The organism is Clostridium pasteurianum (assembly GCF_001705235.1).
Classification (GTDB): Bacteria; Bacillota; Clostridia; order Clostridiales; family Clostridiaceae; genus Clostridium_S; species Clostridium_S pasteurianum_A.
In genome coordinates this window covers 4,325,595-4,344,159 of sequence record NZ_MCGV01000001.1, presented here as the reverse complement: position 1 = coordinate 4,344,159, position 18,565 = coordinate 4,325,595, and the positions used below count along the sequence as shown (strand labels likewise).

The 18,565-nt window shown below is 29.0% G+C and carries 22 protein-coding genes and 3 pseudogenes; 6 read left to right on the top strand and 19 right to left on the bottom strand.

What is annotated here, in order from left to right; translation table 11 throughout:
• Positions 1 to 8: 8 nt before the first annotated feature.
• Positions 9 to 647 carry a hypothetical protein gene (locus BEE63_RS19535; protein ID WP_066022978.1) on the bottom strand — a complete coding sequence of 213 codons (639 nt, stop codon included), beginning with the start codon at positions 645 to 647 and terminating at the stop codon, positions 9 to 11.
• Between the two features lie 249 nt (positions 648 to 896).
• Here BEE63_RS19535 and BEE63_RS19530 point away from each other — a divergent pair, with 249 nt between their 5' ends.
• Both BEE63_RS19530 and BEE63_RS19525 read left to right on the top strand, forming a co-directional pair.
• Complete coding sequence (locus BEE63_RS19530; RefSeq protein WP_066022977.1) at positions 897 to 1,880, top strand: sulfide/dihydroorotate dehydrogenase-like FAD/NAD-binding protein; 984 nt, start codon at positions 897 to 899, stop codon at positions 1,878 to 1,880.
• A gap of 28 nt (positions 1,881 to 1,908) precedes the next feature.
• Positions 1,909 to 2,169 (top strand): annotated as a pseudogene (locus tag BEE63_RS19525) (FAD-dependent oxidoreductase); the annotation flags it as partial.
• 105 nt (positions 2,170 to 2,274) lie between these two features.
• On the opposite strand, the gene BEE63_RS19520 reads toward BEE63_RS19525, so the two are convergent.
• The 3 genes from BEE63_RS19520 to BEE63_RS21855 all read right to left on the bottom strand — a co-directional run bounded on the left by BEE63_RS19520 (position 2,275) and on the right by BEE63_RS21855 (position 3,679).
• On the bottom strand, positions 2,275 to 3,000 hold the full coding sequence (locus BEE63_RS19520; protein ID WP_066022975.1) for a hypothetical protein: 726 nt from the start codon (positions 2,998 to 3,000) through the stop codon (positions 2,275 to 2,277).
• Positions 3,001 to 3,024: 24 nt separating this feature from the next.
• On the bottom strand, positions 3,025 to 3,333 hold the full coding sequence (locus tag BEE63_RS19515; protein ID WP_066022974.1) for a hypothetical protein: 309 nt from the start codon (positions 3,331 to 3,333) through the stop codon (positions 3,025 to 3,027).
• 187 nt (positions 3,334 to 3,520) lie between these two features.
• Positions 3,521 to 3,679 (bottom strand): hypothetical protein, encoded by a 159-nt coding sequence (locus tag BEE63_RS21855; RefSeq protein WP_175400871.1) that lies wholly within the window; start codon positions 3,677 to 3,679, stop codon positions 3,521 to 3,523.
• Between the two features lie 153 nt (positions 3,680 to 3,832).
• Between BEE63_RS21855 and BEE63_RS19510 the strand changes: the two genes are divergently transcribed.
• Positions 3,833 to 5,485, top strand: coding sequence for a recombinase family protein (locus BEE63_RS19510; RefSeq protein WP_066022973.1), 1,653 nt, complete (start codon positions 3,833 to 3,835; stop codon positions 5,483 to 5,485).
• A pseudogene (locus BEE63_RS19505) lies at positions 5,460 to 6,038 on the top strand (FAD-dependent oxidoreductase); the annotation flags it as partial. The gene BEE63_RS19510 and the pseudogene BEE63_RS19505, both read left to right, overlap by 26 nt.
• A gap of 46 nt (positions 6,039 to 6,084) precedes the next feature.
• Here BEE63_RS19505 and BEE63_RS19500 read toward each other — a convergent pair.
• The 5 genes from BEE63_RS19500 to BEE63_RS21850 all read right to left on the bottom strand — a co-directional run bounded on the left by BEE63_RS19500 (position 6,085) and on the right by BEE63_RS21850 (position 8,028).
• Entirely contained in the window at positions 6,085 to 6,549 is a 465-nt protein-coding gene (locus BEE63_RS19500) for a hypothetical protein (protein ID WP_066022971.1), read from the bottom strand.
• Between the two features lie 119 nt (positions 6,550 to 6,668).
• Entirely contained in the window at positions 6,669 to 7,022 is a 354-nt protein-coding gene (locus BEE63_RS19495) for a hypothetical protein (protein WP_066022970.1), read from the bottom strand.
• A gap of 336 nt (positions 7,023 to 7,358) precedes the next feature.
• Positions 7,359 to 7,553 (bottom strand): helix-turn-helix transcriptional regulator, encoded by a 195-nt coding sequence (locus BEE63_RS19490; protein WP_066022969.1) that lies wholly within the window; start codon positions 7,551 to 7,553, stop codon positions 7,359 to 7,361.
• A complete protein-coding gene (locus BEE63_RS19485) occupies positions 7,543 to 7,758 on the bottom strand; it encodes a hypothetical protein (protein ID WP_066022968.1) in 216 nt (71 codons plus the stop codon). Before BEE63_RS19485 ends, BEE63_RS19490 begins: the two co-directional genes overlap by 11 nt.
• A gap of 123 nt (positions 7,759 to 7,881) precedes the next feature.
• Entirely contained in the window at positions 7,882 to 8,028 is a 147-nt protein-coding gene (locus tag BEE63_RS21850) for a hypothetical protein (RefSeq protein ID WP_175400870.1), read from the bottom strand.
• Positions 8,029 to 8,174: 146 nt separating this feature from the next.
• Between BEE63_RS21850 and BEE63_RS19480 the strand changes: the two genes are divergently transcribed.
• The gene (locus tag BEE63_RS19480) at positions 8,175 to 9,908 is read left to right on the top strand and encodes a recombinase family protein (protein ID WP_066022967.1); all 1,734 of its coding nucleotides are present in this window, start codon (positions 8,175 to 8,177) and stop codon (positions 9,906 to 9,908) included.
• A pseudogene (locus tag BEE63_RS19475) lies at positions 9,859 to 10,374 on the top strand (FAD-dependent oxidoreductase); the annotation flags it as partial. The gene BEE63_RS19480 and the pseudogene BEE63_RS19475, both read left to right, overlap by 50 nt.
• Before the next feature lie 62 nt (positions 10,375 to 10,436).
• On the opposite strand, the gene BEE63_RS19470 reads toward BEE63_RS19475, so the two are convergent.
• The 10 genes from BEE63_RS19470 to BEE63_RS19425 form a co-directional block, all read right to left on the bottom strand.
• The gene (locus tag BEE63_RS19470) at positions 10,437 to 10,760 is read right to left on the bottom strand and encodes a phage holin family protein (protein WP_431732491.1); all 324 of its coding nucleotides are present in this window, start codon (positions 10,758 to 10,760) and stop codon (positions 10,437 to 10,439) included.
• A 364-nt stretch (positions 10,761 to 11,124) separates the two neighbouring features.
• Entirely contained in the window at positions 11,125 to 11,949 is an 825-nt protein-coding gene (locus tag BEE63_RS19465) for an aldo/keto reductase (RefSeq protein WP_066022965.1), read from the bottom strand.
• Between the two features lie 148 nt (positions 11,950 to 12,097).
• On the bottom strand, positions 12,098 to 12,643 hold the full coding sequence (locus BEE63_RS19460; RefSeq protein ID WP_066022964.1) for a DUF1256 domain-containing protein: 546 nt from the start codon (positions 12,641 to 12,643) through the stop codon (positions 12,098 to 12,100).
• 1 nt (position 12,644) lies between these two features.
• Complete coding sequence (yyaC, locus tag BEE63_RS19455; protein WP_066022963.1) at positions 12,645 to 13,232, bottom strand: spore protease YyaC; 588 nt, start codon at positions 13,230 to 13,232, stop codon at positions 12,645 to 12,647.
• Positions 13,233 to 13,412: 180 nt separating this feature from the next.
• Positions 13,413 to 14,381: a metallophosphoesterase family protein gene (locus BEE63_RS19450; protein ID WP_066022962.1), complete on the bottom strand. Its 969-nt coding sequence runs from the start codon at positions 14,379 to 14,381 to the stop codon at positions 13,413 to 13,415.
• Between the two features lie 150 nt (positions 14,382 to 14,531).
• Positions 14,532 to 15,059 (bottom strand): PH domain-containing protein, encoded by a 528-nt coding sequence (locus tag BEE63_RS19445; RefSeq protein ID WP_066022961.1) that lies wholly within the window; start codon positions 15,057 to 15,059, stop codon positions 14,532 to 14,534.
• Between the two features lie 204 nt (positions 15,060 to 15,263).
• Entirely contained in the window at positions 15,264 to 15,803 is a 540-nt protein-coding gene (locus BEE63_RS19440) for an O-acetyl-ADP-ribose deacetylase (protein ID WP_066022960.1), read from the bottom strand.
• Between the two features lie 347 nt (positions 15,804 to 16,150).
• Complete coding sequence (locus BEE63_RS19435; protein ID WP_066022959.1) at positions 16,151 to 16,855, bottom strand: ABC transporter ATP-binding protein; 705 nt, start codon at positions 16,853 to 16,855, stop codon at positions 16,151 to 16,153.
• Entirely contained in the window at positions 16,842 to 17,624 is a 783-nt protein-coding gene (locus BEE63_RS19430) for an ABC transporter ATP-binding protein (RefSeq protein WP_066022958.1), read from the bottom strand. The genes BEE63_RS19435 and BEE63_RS19430 overlap by 14 nt, the downstream gene beginning before the upstream one ends.
• Positions 17,611 to 18,561, bottom strand: a complete 951-nt coding sequence (locus BEE63_RS19425) for a branched-chain amino acid ABC transporter permease (protein WP_066022957.1) — start codon at positions 18,559 to 18,561, stop codon at positions 17,611 to 17,613. Before BEE63_RS19425 ends, BEE63_RS19430 begins: the two co-directional genes overlap by 14 nt.
• Between the last annotated feature and the right edge of the window lie 4 nt (positions 18,562 to 18,565).

The following is an 18,565-nucleotide window of genomic DNA, read 5'->3' as shown; positions in this document are numbered from 1 at the left end:
TGTTCTCCTTACATTGACAATTTATAATCTACTGTATATATTTTAGCATTTTTACTTCCATATTCGTGTATAAATCTTATTTTATTGAAATCAACAGCTTTTATTTTTAAAAAATCAACTACATATTGTTTTTCAATGTTTTTGTCTCTGAGCTTTTTGATTAAAATATCTTTAAATTCCTTATCATCTTCAAATTTTATATATTTTAATGTTTTTACATTGTCTTCTACAAAATATTTTTTATCATTTTCTTCTATATTATCTATATACATAATTGCTTCTTCATTTTGTTTTACCGCAGCTCTCTTAATTTCAAGAGTAGGATTATCTATATATTTTATAGCCTCCCAGTTTGATTTTACTGCCATAAGCTTAGCTTTATATGATGGATCCTTTATATATTGTATTGAATCCCAATCGCTTTTTACTGCTAAAATTTGAATTTCTTCATTTGGATTATCTATAAACTTAATAGCCCATCCCTTAGTTTTAAGAGCCGCTTTAATTGTTTTTTCTGTTGGATTTTTTATAAATTCTAATGTATTCCAGGCTCTTTTTACACATAAAATGCATAGCTCCTCATCTGGATTATCAATTTTTTCTATAAGCCATGGATTTTTTTCTATATCCTTTAAATTATAATTCAAACTAAATGCCACCTCTCTAGATTATTTCTCTACGCTTAAAAATTAATTCAATGTGCCTAACATAACACTTTGATGCCATCATCTTGGAACATAAATGTCTTAAGTTACATTTTGTTTTCCTATATTATATCACTGTATTAAATTCCAACAAAGCATAGGAAAAAGAATTATTGTAACAATTATGTCAATACGTAAATATTCTAATATTGAGACCTATTGATGTTCTCACAAACACTGGAGGTGCTTATATTGAATTATGAAATTATAGACTGCATAGACAGTGGAACGGAGTACTGCCCATGCCACCTTGCCGAAGCTGGTAACTGCATACTTTGTTCCCAGTTAAGCGGTAAAAACTTTTGTGATTGCGTAAATTGGAAAGGAGTTTGTATATATCAGGAATATACGTGGAATCTCAATAAAGCAAAAAAAGAAAGAGAAGAATATACATGTGAAATATTAAAAAAAGAAACAATAGATAATAATTTGATTATACTTACAATCTTAGTAAAACACAAACTTGCAGAAAACTTATTATATCCTGGAAGTTATGTTTTCTTAAGACCACCCAAAAGTTCAAAATACTACAGTTGTCCAATTTCAATAATGGAGGCCTCGTCCGAAGAAAATACTCTAAAAGTTGCTATTGAAATTAAAGGAATTAAAACTAAAAGTATAAATGACCTTAAAGAGCAAGACACTATTTTACTAAAAGGTCCTTACTGGAATGGCGTTTTAGGTCTAAAAAATATATATTCCTGCAAAGAAGGCATATCCCTTATTATTGCGAGAGGTATAGGAGAAGCTCCATCTGTTCCTGTTATGAAAAAACTATATTCCAGCGGCAATAAAATAGTTCTTATACTCGATAAAGGGAAATTTAACAATGTTTTTATAAATAAATATATAGAAGAATATGCAGCAGATGTTTATAATTTAAATACCCTTGATAATGGGGAGCTTTCAGAAGATTTTAGGGATTTTCTACTAAACTTTACAAAGTATAATAAGGTAAATTTAGTTCATGTTTCAGGACCTAATATACTCATAAGCAAAATTTTGGACGTACTAGATGAAAATATTAAAGTTTCTTGTTGCAACAATGCAAAATTATGCTGTGGAGAGGGTATTTGTGGTGCATGCAGTATTATGTATGATGATGATAAGATGAAAAGGATGTGCAAAGTTCAGATAGATCCAAGATTTCTTTTTAAGGGCAGAAGATATATTTAGTAACTAATTATTTTGGAGGTAATTTTTAATGAAAGTTATAATTATAGGTGGAGGATGGTCAGGTGCTGCAGCAGCAATAGCTGCAAAAAAAGCAGGTGCTGACGAAGTTTCTATATATGAAAAAACAGACATGATTTTAGGTCTTGGAAACGTTGGCGGAATAATGAGAAACAATGGTAGATATACTGCCGCAGAAGAACTAATTGCCATGGGTGCAGGTGATCTTATAAATATAACAGATGCTAATACAAGGCATAAAAACGTTGATTTCCCCGGTCATGAACATGCTCCACTTATAATATTGCAACATAGACTAAATTTAAAATTAATTTTTTAAAATCACTAAAAAATAGCATCTGGTCTAAAAATACCAAATGCTAAAATATATTTTCAACTATTCACTAGCAGTACTTCCAGCTGAATTAGATGTTTCTGTATTTGTAGATACATTATTTTGAACCTCAACTAAAGTTGCAGTATTAGCAATTTTAAGCGCCTCATCTAAATCAATACTTAGCTTATTTAAAGCATCTAACCTTGTCTGCATTTTGCTTATTACCTTATCCATAGAATTAAGTGCATTGTTAAAGTCTGCTTTTCTTACCTTCGATTGAGTATCTGAAACTTCAGTGTTTATCTCTGCTGTTTCTTTTATCGTATTACCATCACTTTGAATAGTTTCAGAAATTGCAATTAATGAATTTAATGTATCCTCAGGTAACGTTTTCTTGCCTGACTTAAGATCCTGTAGAATTAAAGAAAGTTTGTCCCTTTTCTGCTCAATTTGCTGCCTTAAAGCTATAGTCTGCTGCCTTAACTGTTTCATTTGTTCATGTTTTGCTTTCATTGCAGTCTTAAATTCAGCTACAGCTTGTTTTTTGTCATTCACTTTCTGTACAGCTTCTTGTCTATTGGCTTGTCCTTTTTCGCTGTTTTGTTTGCTTACTGAAGAATTCACATTAGCATTTTCATTTTTTACATTTTCATCCTTAACTTTAAGTTCTTGATGATTACTATTGCCCTGTCCATGTTCAGTATTGTTCTTATCCTTTGCTAAAGCTGCCGTAGGTAACGTTATTACTAAAGATAATGCAAGTGATAAAACTCTTTTTTTATTCATAATTATTTCCTCCGTTTAGATATTTTAATTTATGGAACTTAAATCAATATCACTTGGATCTTGAATGGATTTCAAAATACTGTCGATATTTTTTACAGCTGAATCAATTTTGGAGTCGACCGCTTTTTTTTGCTGTTTCGATAAGGGATGAATATCACTATTTTTTTCCTTAACTGTAGTATCTTTTGTACTGCTTGAATTCTTTTTTATACTGCTAACAGAATTACTAATTACTTTCTTTTTAGTAGCAACTGTATTATTTGTGCTTTTACTTGAACATCCAGTAAAAATTAATACTGCTGTAATCATAATTCCAAGCATTATTTTATTCATTGTCCTCCCCCTTTTTACTATTCGACAATATATTTGTATTATAGCTTTATTATCGTCAATTTTTAAGTAAAATTTATTATATTGTTAAAATATTTTTTAATCAAATACATATTATACCTTTTGAATTATAAAAACATATTTTTCAAAGTTGCTCAATTTCTAATCTTAATTTCATTAGTGTATAATTCTAGCCTATATCCTTTTTTAAAATTTCAATAAGTTCATCAATTTCGCTGCAGGTTAATTTTTTAGCTATAGCACTAACAAAGCAAATAGCTCCTCTTTTATAGTATTCAGTTTCATTCTCTTGTGTTGGATTATAAACTTCTACTTTTATTTCTTTCATGTGCTATAACCTCCCTATATTCTTTATGTCAGCTGATGTTTGTACTATTCTAATTTTTTATAGTATTTTAGTCCTATATTATCCACCATCATGAATAAGTTTAATACAGACTATATTTTCAATAAAAAACTTGTTCATTGAGGTGATGATCTAATGAGAGTTGCAATATACAGCCGCAAATCAAAGTTTACAGGTAAAGGTGAATCTATTGGTAACCAGGTAGAATTATGCAAAAACTATTGTACTGTTAATCTAAAGCATAAAAACATAACTGACTTTTTAATATACGAAGATGAAGGCTTTTCAGGTAAAAATACTCATAGGCCTAATTTCCAAAAAATGCTTAAGGCTGCAAAAGCTAAAAAATTTGATATTTTAATATGCTATAGACTTGATCGTATAAGTAGGAACATAGCAGATTTTTCAACTCTAATAAGAAAACTTGTGGAATGGGAAATTGATTTTATAAGCATAAGAGAACAATTTGATACCAACACACCAATGGGAAGAGCTATGATGTATATAGCCTCTGTTTTTGCCCAGCTTGAACGAGAAACTATAGCTGAGCGTGTAAAGGACAACATGATTGAATTAGCTAAAATGGGTAGATGGCTTGGCGGTCAAACCCCTTTAGGTTTCAAAAGCCAAAAAATATTATATTTGAATGATGAATTCAAGCAAAAAAGCATGTATAAGCTTTCTCCTATTAATACTGAACTAAAAAAAGTAAAATTAATTTACAATAAATATATTGAAACAAATTCCATAGCTCTCACTTTAAAATATTTACTTTCAAACAACATCAAAGGAAAAAACGGTGGTAATTTTGCTGCTATGTCTATAAACGATGTACTTAGAAATCCAGTATACGTTAAGTCAAATAAATCTGTTTTTATATACTTAAAAAATAAGGGTATGCAAGTTTGTGGTACTCCTAATCAAAATGGAATACTAATCTATAATAAAAAAAGGTGTCAATCCAAAACCAATAATATGGCAAAATGGATAGCTGCAGTAAGTAACCATAGTGGAATAATTGAAGCCGATACCTGGTTATATGTTCAAGAAATTTTAGATAAAAATTCTAAAAAGCTTAATCCACGTCAAGGAACTTCTAAAAAATCTCTATTGTCAGGTATTTTAAAATGTGCTGAATGTGGTGCTCCAATGCGTGTAAGCTATGGAAGGCCTAAAAAAGATGGAGGTGAAAGAATATATTATTACACCTGCACAATGAAAGCACATTCAGGAAAATCAAAGTGTTCTAATCCCAATGTACGGGGTGATAAACTGGAAAAAGTCATTCTAGAAAATCTAAAAAAACTAGACAAAAAAGCTATATTGAAAGAACTTCAATTATATAAAAAAAATACAGCTAGTACTTCTACCTCCACTGTTTCATGCCTCAAACATGAATTAAAATTAAAAAACAAAGAAATGAATGCACTTTTAGATGAACTTTCTAATTCCGCAAGTCAAAATGCATCAAAATTTATTTTACTTAAAATAGACAGCCTTGGTAAGGAAATATCAAATATAAAAAGCAGATTAAAGAATTTAAACTCTACAGAAAATACAAATAAACGGCTTAATTCTGATTTGTTGATGAATTGCCTTAATAGTTTTAAAGATACCTTTGATGTACTTCAAACAATTGAAGATAAACGAAATATAATAAATGCCCTCGTGCGTAGAATTGAATGGAATGGAACTAATAATACAGCATATATCTATCTTTGGGGTTCTGAAAGTACTTTATCGCAATACAATAAATCAAGGTCATGCTTGGCTATACGATGTAAATAAAATAGAACCAGCAGTTAAAAAATACTTAATAAATATGGGTATAAAAATACACCTTATAAAAAGAGTAATTGACGTAAAGAAAACAGAAAATAAAATTGAAGGAATTTTTTTATCTGATGGCACTTACATTGAAGGCGATATGTTTATAGAAACGACAGGATCTACAGGCCCAATGGGAAATTGTTTAAGGTACGGAAATGGATGTTCTATGTGCGTACTACGCTGCCCTTCTTTTGGTCCTAGAGTAAGCATAAGTCAAAGAGCTGGCGTTGATGATTTAAGAGGTGAAAGAGAAGCAGATATGCCAGGTGCTTTCAGTGGTTCCTGCAAGCTTGCAAAAGAGACCTTATCAGACGAAATAGTAAAACAATTAGATGAAAAAGGTGTCGTTATACTAACTGTCCCACCTGAGGATATAAATCTTGATAAATTAAAACTCAAAGTATGCCAGCAGTATGCCCTTAAGGAATTTGCGGAAAATGTAATACTATTGGATACAGGACATGCAAGGTGTTCCAAACTGCAACCTTTAAAAAAGTATTTAGAAAAGAAGTAGTAATTCTCCTTTCCTTTTTTAATCCTATACTATTATTTTCTGTTTATTTATCAATTTTCTTTATAGATACAGGATAACGTTTTGCATGCGTATAATTATGTTTAGAGTTAACAAGTATTTCTGCGCTTTCTTCACTCCTATTTACCATATTTAAAGTGATTTCATCATTTAAAAATTTAAAAGTAGAATCCTGCTTCTTAGATTTTAAAAATTGCTGTATATTATATATAAATAGTAGTTCTTCATCTAAATTCATTTTTAAATTTCTTTCAAAAAATCTATCAGATTCTTTATAGTCATTTATTATATGTGTTATTTCTTCATTAGCAATTTCATATATACTTTCTCGTTCAGATAATTTTTTGAGATATCTATATAACATATTTAAGGCAATAACTATGGCAAGTACTAAGGCAATGCATCCAATTACCCCTATGGCTCTAAATATTGCAATACAAACTTTTAATACAATTAAGATGACAACTATTATTAAAATTATTTTTTCCAATTAGAATCCTCCCCCCAATATATTTTTCTTATATTATGCCACTTAGTTTCCAATCATAGATTGCATACCTCGCTACGTATTTGTGTCAAAAAATAAAAGGAGCAATAATGCTCCCTTTCTTATTTTGTACCATTATATAGTTCTTTATTTTTAACTATATGGAATATTAATAGTGCTGCAAATATAAAGCTTAATATAGACCATATCTGTAAATCCTTAAAAATACCTATATTGCAAATTCCAATCAAACCACCAATAGCATAAAATACTATAGATGTAATAGTCATACCTTTGCTATATTTTGATACTATTGCAATTATACCTGCAATTAACATACATACTGCGAGAATAAAGCCTGCTGAGCCACTTGCAGTTTTATTATTTTCCAAAGCATTTCCTACTCCGGCAGCACAACTTTGAAATGAAATTAATGCAAATAAAACAATACTAACTATACCTATTACTTTTTTCAATTAAAACATCTCCTTTTTTGTCCACTATTATATTAACAAAATGTCCATAATTATTCAATAAAATTGTAAATAATTATATAAATATGTACTTATTTAGTGTATCTCAAAGGAAAATCCACTCTAACATATAAGATTAACTTAAATAACACAAATGAGCTGTCTATTACTACTGATGACAGTTCAAAAAAACTCAAAAAAAAATAGTAATGCCTTACGCAAATAAGTACATTACGTAATTAAAAACTCACACACAAAAAACAAAGGCTTCTTTTTATATTGTTTTCGCACTCAAAATACCATAAATTCCTCTGAAAACTACGACATATAAAAATCACTTTACTCATCAAGTATAAATAATTCATCTACCGTAGTATGTAACAATCTAGCCAGTTTCATTGCCAGCTCCAGTGTTGGATTGTACTTATTATTCTCAATAGCATTTATAGTTTGTCTTGTTACCTTCAAAGTATTGGCTACATCTTCCTGTCTGAGTCCAAGTTGTTTCCTTAAAATTCTTATATTATTTTTCATATCTACCAAGCTTCCATTTCAAAAAAAACTGCACCAATATCATAACAAGATTTTGTGTTATCAATAAAAACCCCGCCATTCCAATGTTTCCTGCATGAATAACGTTATATATAAGCCAAACTGTTAAAAATAATATTGTATAAGTCCATGCTGATTTTATTGATTTTAAGCTAATGCTCATTTCCATTTCATCCATTTTCCTCATAGTAACCATCTCCATTTTAATTCTTAAAGAAATATAAATGTAAAAACTTCTTTACATTATTTATTCTAGTACTCGTCAGAAAAAATGTAAATAGTTTTTTACATTTATCATGTACTATAGTGATTACTTTTTATTTTTCTCTTCTAATTTCTTAATCAAATATCCCAGTTCATCATGAGTCAAGGTATCAGCAGTAGCATATGCAAGCACCTCAGTATATTTATCCTCAAGCATTTTTATGTTTTGGGGTAATACCATAACAACCTTCATACATAATCCTCCATATAGTTATCTACTTTATGTTATGTATCATAAAAAAAATTGCTACCATTATTTCAATACATAATCATATATTTAGATAATTTATAAATAAAATAAATAGTAAACATTATTTATATCTTGCTGGGGGCAGCTAAATGAGAGTAGCAATATATAGTAGAAAAAGTAAATTTACCGGTAAAGGAGATTCTATAGAAAATCAAATTGAAATGTGTAAAGATTATATAAATAATAATAAACACAAAGATAACATAGAGTTTACTATCTACGAGGATGAAGGCTTTTCAGGAGGGACAATAAACAGACCTAAATTTCAAAAAATGATTAAAGACATAAAACTAAATAAATTTGATATTCTAGTATGTTATAGATTAGATAGAATAAGCAGAAATGTAGCTGATTTTTCTAGTACACTTGAAATATTGCAGGAACATAAGGTTAGCTTTATAAGTATTAAAGAACAATTTGATACTTCAACTCCTATTGGAAAAGCAATGATTTATATAGCTTCCGTATTTGCTCAACTTGAGCGCGAGACTATAGCAGAGCGTGTAAAAGATAATATGATTGAGATGGCCAAAAATGGGCGCTGGACCGGCGGAAAAATCCCATTTGGATTTAGTTCTAAAAGTAAAACTTATATTGATAATAGAGGACTTACACGTGAAGTACACACCCTTGAAATAAATAAAAACGAGAGTGAATTTGTAAAATTTTTATATCAAAAATATTTAGAGCTTGGAAGTCTACACAAATTAGAAGTATATATTACAGAAAATCAGTTAACCTCTAAAAATGATATCATGTTTGAAAAATCAAGTTTAAAACTTATACTTCAAAATCCTGTCTACGTAAAGGCAAATAATGATATTATAGACTATTTAAGGGCTAATGATTGGAAAGTTTACGGTGAAGCTGATGGCATTCATTCGCTTCTCACATATAATAAAACCAAGCAAGTTGTAAGAAATGGGAAACATATTAAAATCAAAAATCCTAAAAATGAACGCTTTGCTGCCGTAGGAAAAATTAAAGGTTTCATTGATCCAGAGCTTTGGCTTAATGTTCAAAAACAGTTTGATAAAAATAGAAATACCTTCCCTAGATTAGGTAAAACAAATAATGCTTTATTAACTGGTAAAATAAAATGCGGTTATTGCAAAAAATACATGGTAGTCCAACACGGCAAAGTTTCTAAATCAGGCAAAAAATTATTTTATTATGTTTGTTCTTTGAAGCAAAAATCACACAAAAAACTTTGTAAAAATACAAATGTTAGAGTTGATAAAATAGATTATTTAGTGATTCTTAGTTTAAAGAAACTATCTAAATCTAAGAAAAAATTCATAAATAATCTCAATCAAAAATATTGTTCTCAGATGAAAAATAGTGAATCAGATATAAAATTAGAATTAAATGCAGTACTTTCAAATAAGGAAAAGCAAATTGATAGACTAACAAATGCACTTGCAAATGGCACAGGAATTGAAAACATAATTATTGATAAAATTAAGACTATAAAAAAAGAATGTACTGAAATAGAAAATAAATTAACTAATATTAGATTTAATCATTCAGAATCTAAAACAGCTAAACTAAATTTAAATATAATAGAAAATATATTAAATGACTGTAATATAATCGATACACTGCCACACGAAAAGAAAAAAATTATTATAAATGCATTAATAGATAATATTTATTGGTTTGGAAATTCTAACAAAGACAAGGAAAAAGTCATAATCAACTTTATTGGATCTGATAAAAAGAGTAAAATATTGGAATTTGAAAATGTAGGCTTAGACAAAAACACACCGCAGTTTGGTTCACCTCGCACATGCAAAGCTAATGACATGCTTCTACCCCCTTGAAAAATTAAGAAAAATTAAAGGACTAGAAAATGCAAAATTTGTAGATCCATATGCAGGAGGCAAAGGAAATTCCATAAGATATTTATCTGTAGCTCCAAGAACAAACGATATGAAAGTAAAGGGTATTGATAATTTATTTTGCGGCGGAGAGAAGAGTGGCTTGTTTGTAGGTCATACTGAAGCTATCTGTACTGGAAGTCTTGCCGGTAATAACGCTGTAAGAAAATTTTTAAATATGCCACCTTTAATACTCCCTAATGAGACTGCTATAGGAGACATTATTTCTTATGCTAATTATAAATTGAGTACAACAAAAGGCCGTAGAAATAGATATACTTTTGCTGGGGCGGAATACTTTGCGAGAATGAAGGAAATGGGGCTATATACAATAGATAGAGAAAAAATTGAAAAAAGAATTTCTTCTTTAAATTTAACTAATATTTTCAATACTCAATTGGTGAAATAATGCTTTACAAATAATGATAAAATTTTAGCGGCGAAAAAAGCGCCGCTAAAAAACTTTAATCGTTACATAGTCCTCGTTGGTATTATAGCATCTATTACACCTATAACTATAGCTGCTAATACAGCTCCTATTATTGAAACATGCATATTAGGTACTAAGAATTGAGCAAGGTATATTATTATAACTGAAATAATAAATCCCTTAAACCCTTTACCAAATGGTGAAGCATCAACCTTCATAAAAGATTCTACCAAATAATCTAATGCAGTTATTACGATTGCTGCTAATATAAATGTCCAAAAGCCTCTTATTGAAAAACCCGGTGTAAAAAAGGATGTTATTGCTAAAACTATTGCAAAAAGAGCCAATCTTCCTAACCATCGCATGAGACTATTGTTATTATTACTACGTACATCTCCTTTATGATCTTCATTATGACTTTCTCCCATTTAAACATCTCTCCTTTTTATTTACAAATCTTTAAATCAGTCATAGTATACCCAGATTGATTTAAAATATTATTTAAAAAAGAGAAACTCTCATAAGTACAATTCATTATAAAGTTTTAAATAACTATAATATTTAACTAAATAAACACAAAAAATTTAAAATATATTCACACATTTTTACATATAAGCCTAAACATTCATTTGATTTTTTTTTTAATATAATATAAAATTTTATTGAATAGTTATTTACTTACTTTATTATTATTTAGGTTCCTTCGGGAACTTTTTTTTATACACATTATTAGAATGTTATAGTATCTGGATCATGCCCTATTCTTTCCCCTGTATTAAGACTTTCTATCTTTTTCATATCTTCCTTGGATATCTCAAAATCATATATGTTAGAGTTTTCTTTTATTCTATTTTCATTTATTGACTTTGGTATTGTAACTACATTCATCTGTAAGTCCCATCTAAGTGCAATTTGTGATATAGTTTTTCCGTATTTTTCTGAAAGAGATTTCATTAAAGGTATCTCAAATATTTTTCCCTGCATCAAAGGTCCCCATGCTTCAAGTTGTATGTTATTCTTCTTGCAAAAATCATGCAGCTCAGTTTGTGGAAACTCAGGATGATATTCAACTTGGTTAACCATTGGTACTATTTCACTATCCTCCATTATTTCTTCAAGATGGTGAATTTTAAAATTACTTACTCCTATTGCTCTAATGTATCCGTCCTTATATAATTTTTCCATGGCTCTCCATGTATCCTTATTTAATTTTTTAGGCCAATGAATTAAATAAAGATCTAAATAATCAGTATCAAGCCTTCTTAAAGTGTCCTGAAATGCTTTTAAAGTCTTATCATATCCATGTTTATTGTTCCAAACCTTACTAGTTATGAAAACTTTATCTCTTGGAATACCATATTCGTTTAAAGCTTTTCCAACAATAGGCTCATTTCCATACACAGCAGCAGTATCAATATGTCTATATCCAGCTTCTAATGCCATTTTAATATATTGAGTTGAAGTATCCTTATATTCTATTTTATAAGTTCCAAATCCGAGCCAAGGCATCTTAACTCCATTGTTTAAAACTGTACAGCTATTTATATCTAACATTTTTATTACCTCCCTGTAATTTCTAAATTTATTATATCACAAAAGAACTGCACATCATTAATGATATGCAGTTCCTAGAAACTTTTATTATAATATTAAAATGTATATTAAGTTATATTTGATTTGAGGTTTAAGTTTACTTTTTATTTTACTTTACATAATATTGATTATGTAAATATAATTCTATAGATTTAAAAATAACTCTTGCATACTTATATATCATCCCTAATCCAACTTCTTTTATAATATCTATTCCACAATAATCATCTAGTAAATTAAAAATCGCCTTAAAACTAACATTTCCAAATTTCAAATTACCATATGAGGTCCATAATTCATATGGTGTATCACTCAATATTATGACTTCCTTATCATCATGAAAATCTAAAGGAAATGATGTCCCAATTACAATTACATATGGAGCTTTATATTTATTAAGTATATAATTATAAGCAATCTTTATATTATTTCTATCTATAGGCTTTTTTATGGTTCCATAGATGTTATTAAGTCCTTTTTCTTCTAATAATGTCCCTACAAGTGGTGCAAGTATATCACCATTTATAGTCGGATTTCCTATACACAGCAAAATCACATCTCTATCTTGTTGTGTCATATTGCATAAAAGTTTTGAAAACTCTTTTTCTATTCCTATTTCATAATAATATTTTTGTAAATATTTATTCTTTTCCATTTTAATAATTCTCCTTGTTTTTTAATTTTTCAAATGTTAAAATTAATATTTTTGAAATCACCTTAGCCATTTTCCGAACTATTTCAAAATCACAGTGCTTTAATAGACTTATAAAATTGTTCTCATATTCGTCTTCATGGTTTACAACACCAACTAAAGAAACATCACCAATTTTAGGTAATCTACTATGAAGGCATTCGCCAGGTTCAAATCCTCTATTCTTTAAAACAATATCACTACTATAATCACTTGCTGTTATAGCCGCATCAACAACTATAATATATGGATTTTGAAATTCACCATAGATTTCGCTTAATACTTGTAAAACATTATGAGTATTAACTGTTTTATCTAAAGTACCATATACATTATCAATACCATTTTTTTTAAGTATACTTCCTGCTAATGGTCCTAAAGAATCTCCTATTAAAGAATCTACACCTAAACACAAAATTACTACTTCTCTTTTCTCCTTAATCATGTTAAATAAAATTTCAGAAACACACTTTACAATACCATGGTTGTCCACATTAAAACTGAAATAAAAATCATCTTCCTTTCTACATAATAATTCATTACAACTTTTCATTTAACTATTCCCCCTTAAACACAAAAAATTAAAGCTGGCTGCAATTAAAGATTGCAAACAGCTTGTCGGTATAAACCAAAATCATATATGTCGCCAATAAGAACTTATACTTACCAGCAAATAAAATTTACTTACATTAGTATTTATATGTCATTTAAAAAAATTCTCTAAATATTTATTTTAATTTTCTTCTAACCTTTCCCACGATTTAAATTTAGTTACGTTATCTTCATCTATAAAGAAAACTCTTGCCCCTCTTCTATAACCTGATTGTGCATATGCATCATACCCACTGCATCTTCCATATCCCATAATTATTCCATCACTTTTTCCTATATAATCATTAGTATGATCATGCCCTACAAATATAGCTTTAACATCTCCTCCATTAATTATGGCTTTAAAAAGTCCACTATCACTACTTTGGGAACATATTGATTCATTTTTTTCACCGTCTATTTTTTGATTATTCCATGCTTTACAATACTGCGATAATGGTATGTGAAAAAACATAACTGCTGGAATTAAATGTCCATATTTATTTTTTATTTCTGATGATGTCTTTCTGTACCATTGAACTTCGGAAGGTTTAATACATCCATAGCCTCCTTTATTGTCATAACTTCCTGAATCCATCATATACATATTAAAAATAGGTGCTTTATTTTTTGAATCGTTAACGATCAGGTTAAAAGCACAGTTATCATCATTTATTTTATTCATATTATATTTATACTTCATATACTTTTTTATCATGGTTTTTCTTTCAACATTAATAGCTTCAGTATCATGATTTCCAAGTACTACTGTCCAAGGAATTTTTCTTTTTTCCATAGGTTCCGCTATACTTTTAATTGCACCCTCATAAGTCATACTCATGCAATATCGTCCATCTATGTTATCTCCTGTTAATACAACAAAATCAGGCTTTTCATAATCAAGAACTCTTTCCATAAAAGCTACTGTCTTTAAATTTATGCAGTCCGTTTGATGCAAATCAGTAAATTGTACTATCTTAAACTTACCATTATTATTAAACTTTAATTTATTAGTGCAAAAAAAATCATTTCCATTAATCATATTTATGAGGAATACAAATTCAAAAACTAAAATAACATTATTTCTAAACATATACTTTTTATTTTTCATTTTTTACCTCCATAATTTAAAATAAAAACAGGCACAATAAAACTTACATTTTTATTGTGCCTGTTTTTATTTTAAATTATTTTGTTTTCATTCTGTGAATTTTTGGTATGATGAAATTATAAATACCAAACTTAAAACAATCATAATTTTCTACATTCTCGCTAATAATTCACTCTTCTTTTGACTAAATTCTTCCTCTGTTAAAATGCCACTATCCTTAAGTTCTGCAAGTTCCTTTATTTGTTGAGGAATGCTTTCTTGCTTAACCTCAGCATGTCCCGATTTATTTTTTAATTCCTCTTTAGCAATATTAACAGCATCAATAAATAGCTTTATAGCCTTTTCACTTACACCTTCCATAATGATCTTTGATACTCCATAACCTATTTCTAAATCGCCTGAAGCGTATCCGCTTTGCTGGGATATTGAATTAATTTGCTCTAATTGTATTTCCTTTTGTTTAAGTTCAAAGAACCCAGTTCTATATAAAAATAAAACTCTTTTATTGGTACATGCTGCCAACCAATAATGACCATCTAGAACACATGAAGTCAGATATTTAATTTCTTCATCTTCCATTAAAACTTTTGGTAAAGTATTAATCTCATCTTTAATACAAAAAGTATTAGTAACATTTGCTTTCTTCATTTGTTCCTTTATTTGCTCTAATGTAGGCATAATAATCCCCCTTAAAATTATATATTTTAGTCTTTTGAGAAACAATAAAACATTGAGTTTTATAGCAGTTTCACAGATATATTTTTAAAAAATTTCATAACTAAAAATCAAAATTTATATTTACATAAAAAACTAATTGAAATTATGAATATTCTTATTATACTTTTATTTGCTATATTTTAACAAACTATTTATGCTTTAAAATTAGTGTGACTTACATCTTTTATTATTAAGTAACTCATAGTAAAGTTCATAGTTTTTTTCATCAAAACATACAAACAAAATTTCTTTCATACTTGACTTTCTATTCAAGCACTCACGTACAGTATTTATTGCTATTTTGCATGCTCTCTCTTTAGGAAAACCATACACCCCTGTACTTATATTGGGGAAGGCTATAGTACTAAGCTTATATTCTTCTGCAAGCTTAATACTATTTATATAACAAAGTTTCAAAAGTTCATCCTCATTATTACTTCCATCTCTCCAAATTGGACCAACTGTATGAATTACATATTTTACTTTAAGTAGTCCTCCAGCTGTAATAACAGCTTGACCTGTTTTACATTTTCCTATTTTATTTCTTATTTTAATACACTCTTCAAGTATATCTTTTCCACCTGCTCTATGAATTGCACCATCTACTCCACCGCCACCAAGAAGGCTTGAATTTGCAGCATTTACAATAGCATCAATCTTTATCTTTGTTATGTCTCCCTTAATCAATTTTATTTTCTCGTTCATAACTTATTTAATGAAAAATCACTATATCATCAAAATTTTTCATTAAAATTCACCCCTTTATATCATTGACCTTTAAATTAAACTCTATTTTTAATTTCATTATTTAACTTTATTTTAATAATTAAACTTATAAAGTATATAATACACTTACTTGTTCACTATTTCCAGATAAAATTATATTTTATTTGGGTTTACTTTTTATAACATATACATAATTTATATTATGTAAACTTATAAAAGTTTTACTGTAATTAATGCCTCCCAAAAAATAAAATTAAGAAAAAAGAATTAGGAAAATCATCCTTTATTCTTCTTTCTTAATTTTTCTAAAATCAATTTCTTTTATTTTATTCTCCTAAATATGCTTTTCTTATAGAATCACTATTTAAAAGTTCTTTAGCATTACCCTGCGTAACTATATTTCCCGTTTCAATTACATATGCTTTATCTGCTATAGAAAGAGCCATCTTAGCATTTTGTTCAACAAGAAGCACCGTAGTTCCAGCTTTATTTATCTCTTTAATTATTGAGAAAATATTATTAACAACTATAGGTGCAAGTCCCATTGATGGTTCATCCAGAAGTATTATCTTAGGATTTATCATAAGAGCTCTACCCATAGCAAGCATCTGCTGTTCTCCACCACTTAAGGTTCCAGCGAGCTGCTTACTTCTTTCTTTAAGTCTTGGAAATTTATCAAATACTTTTTCATAATCTTCCGATATTTTGCTTTTATCTTTTCTTATATACGCACCTAATTCAAGGTTTTCCATAACAGTAAGATTAGCAAATATTCTTCTTCCCTCAGGAACATGTGATATACCTAAATACGGCATTTTATAACTTGGAAGAGTATTTAATTTTTCACCATCAAAATTTATCTCTCCAGACTTTACAGGTACTAACCCTGATATAGCTCTAAGTGTAGAAGTCTTTCCGGCTCCATTGGAACCTATGAGGGTAACAATTTGTCCTTCGTCTATTTCCATATTTACATTCTTAAGTGCATGTATTGCACCATAATATACATTTAAATCTTTAATTTTCAGCATCGTCTGTATCCTCCCCTCCTAAGTATGCCTTTATAACCTGGGGATTATTTTTTATTTCTTCCGGAACGCCTTCAGCTATTTTCTTACCATAATCAAGCACAGCTATTCTTTCACATAGATTCATAACAAGTTTCATATCATGCTCTATTAAAAGTATTGAAATTTTAAAATGATCTTTAACCCACTTTATAAGTTCTGTAAGTTCTTGAGTTTCCTGAGGGTTCATTCCCGCAGCAGGCTCATCTAAAAGTAAAAGTTTAGGACTTGCTGCAAGTGCTCGCACTATTTCAAGTCTTCTCTGCTCACCATATGGTAGGTTATCTGCCATCTCATCTTTTTTATCATCAAGATGAAATATTTTTAAAAGTTCAATAGCATTTTTTTCTATTTTCTCTTCCTCATTAAAATATCTAGGAAGTCTTAATATTGAATCAAACAAATTATATTTAACTTGATAATTATAAGATATTTTAACATTATCTAGCACAGAAATACCCTTAAAAAGTCTTATATTCTGAAATGTTCTTGCAATTCTCTTTTTAGTTATATCATATGGCTTAACATAAGTAATATCTTCTCCATTAAATTGTATAACACCACTAGTTGCATGTTTTACGCCTGTTAACATATTAAAAATAGTGGTTTTACCGGCACCATTAGGTCCTATAAGCCCATATAAATCATTATCACCCATAGTAAGTGAAAAATCTGTTACGGCCTTAAGTCCTCCAAAGTGTATGCTTAAATCTTTCACATCAAGCAGTGGCATTATTCTCTCCTCCTTTAGCTAGACTTTTTCTTTTAAATATTTTAGAAGGAGTAATTCCCTTAGCACCTAAAATCATTATTAATATTAAAAGAATAGGATAAATTACCATTCTGAAATCACCAAATCCCCTAAGTCCCTCTGGGAGATAAGTTAATATAGCAGTTGAAATCATACAACCTGGAATAGTCATACCTCCAAGAACTACATAAACAACTATATCTGTGGCTTTCAAGAAGTTAAAAGACTGATTAGGTTCTATATACATCATATAATGCGAATACAAACCTCCTGCAAGCCCTGCAAAAAAGGCTCCAACTACAAATGCCATGATTTTGTACTTTGTGGTGTTGATTCCCATTGCCTCAGCTGCAATTTCATCTTCTCTTACTGAAATCATAGCTCTACCTTGAGATGAATGAACTATATTGTAAATAACAATAAGAGTTATAATCATGCCTATAAATGCAGCACCAAAGGTTGTTTTTGCTGGGATTCCCGTAAGTCCCTGTGCTCCACCTACAGCAGGTATATTTTGCATTACAACAACAATTATCTGGCAGAAGCCTAAGGTTGTTATTGCAAGATAATCACCTTTAAGCTTTAATGTAGGAACCCCTATTAAAAATCCAATAAAAGCAGCAAAAACTCCTCCTAAAGCAAGTGATGCTATAAAGGGCATTTGAAGTTTCATTGTAAGCATTGCCGCAGTATATGCACCTATAGACATAAAACCTGAATGTCCTAGTGCAAGCTGACCCGTAAAACCAACTATTAAATTTAAACTTAAAGCCATTATAATATTTATACATATTAACACAAGAATTCTCGCATAATATTGACTAATTATGTTTTTATTTATAGCAAACGAAAGAATCAAAAATACTACAGCTGAAATCACAACAAGCAAACCTAATTTTTTGTAACTACTTTTTATCATAATC

Bases quoted from the DNA above. Each gene is read 5' to 3' on its own strand.
- BEE63_RS21850 (WP_175400870.1), bottom strand. From the start codon at position 8,028: ATGAAGGTTGTTATGGTATTACCCCAAAACATAAAAATGCTTGAGGAT.
- BEE63_RS19460 (WP_066022964.1), bottom strand. From the start codon at position 12,643: ATGGAAAAGAATAAATATTTACAAAAATATTATTATGAAATAGGAATA.
- BEE63_RS19485 (WP_066022968.1), bottom strand. From the start codon at position 7,758: ATGAGGAAAATGGATGAAATGGAAATGAGCATTAGCTTAAAATCAATA.
- BEE63_RS21855 (WP_175400871.1), bottom strand. From the start codon at position 3,679: ATGAAAGAAATAAAAGTAGAAGTTTATAATCCAACACAAGAGAATGAA.
- BEE63_RS19445 (WP_066022961.1), bottom strand. From the start codon at position 15,059: ATGCCTACATTAGAGCAAATAAAGGAACAAATGAAGAAAGCAAATGTT.
- BEE63_RS19470 (WP_431732491.1), bottom strand. From the start codon at position 10,760: ATGCGATGGTTAGGAAGATTGGCTCTTTTTGCAATAGTTTTAGCAATA.
- BEE63_RS19465 (WP_066022965.1), bottom strand. From the start codon at position 11,949: ATGTTAGATATAAATAGCTGTACAGTTTTAAACAATGGAGTTAAGATG.
- BEE63_RS19440 (WP_066022960.1), bottom strand. From the start codon at position 15,803: ATGAACGAGAAAATAAAATTGATTAAGGGAGACATAACAAAGATAAAG.
- BEE63_RS19450 (WP_066022962.1), bottom strand. From the start codon at position 14,381: ATGAAAAATAAAAAGTATATGTTTAGAAATAATGTTATTTTAGTTTTT.
- BEE63_RS19430 (WP_066022958.1), bottom strand. From the start codon at position 17,624: ATGCCACTGCTTGATGTGAAAGATTTAAGCATACACTTTGGAGGACTT.
- BEE63_RS19425 (WP_066022957.1), bottom strand. From the start codon at position 18,561: ATGATAAAAAGTAGTTACAAAAAATTAGGTTTGCTTGTTGTGATTTCA.
- BEE63_RS19515 (WP_066022974.1), bottom strand. From the start codon at position 3,333: ATGAATAAAATAATGCTTGGAATTATGATTACAGCAGTATTAATTTTT.
- BEE63_RS19510 (WP_066022973.1), top strand. From the start codon at position 3,833: ATGAGAGTTGCAATATACAGCCGCAAATCAAAGTTTACAGGTAAAGGT.
- BEE63_RS19480 (WP_066022967.1), top strand. From the start codon at position 8,175: ATGAGAGTAGCAATATATAGTAGAAAAAGTAAATTTACCGGTAAAGGA.
- yyaC (WP_066022963.1), bottom strand. From the start codon at position 13,232: ATGAAAAGTTGTAATGAATTATTATGTAGAAAGGAAGATGATTTTTAT.
- BEE63_RS19520 (WP_066022975.1), bottom strand. From the start codon at position 3,000: ATGAATAAAAAAAGAGTTTTATCACTTGCATTATCTTTAGTAATAACG.
- BEE63_RS19435 (WP_066022959.1), bottom strand. From the start codon at position 16,855: ATGCTGAAAATTAAAGATTTAAATGTATATTATGGTGCAATACATGCA.
- BEE63_RS19490 (WP_066022969.1), bottom strand. From the start codon at position 7,553: ATGAAAAATAATATAAGAATTTTAAGGAAACAACTTGGACTCAGACAG.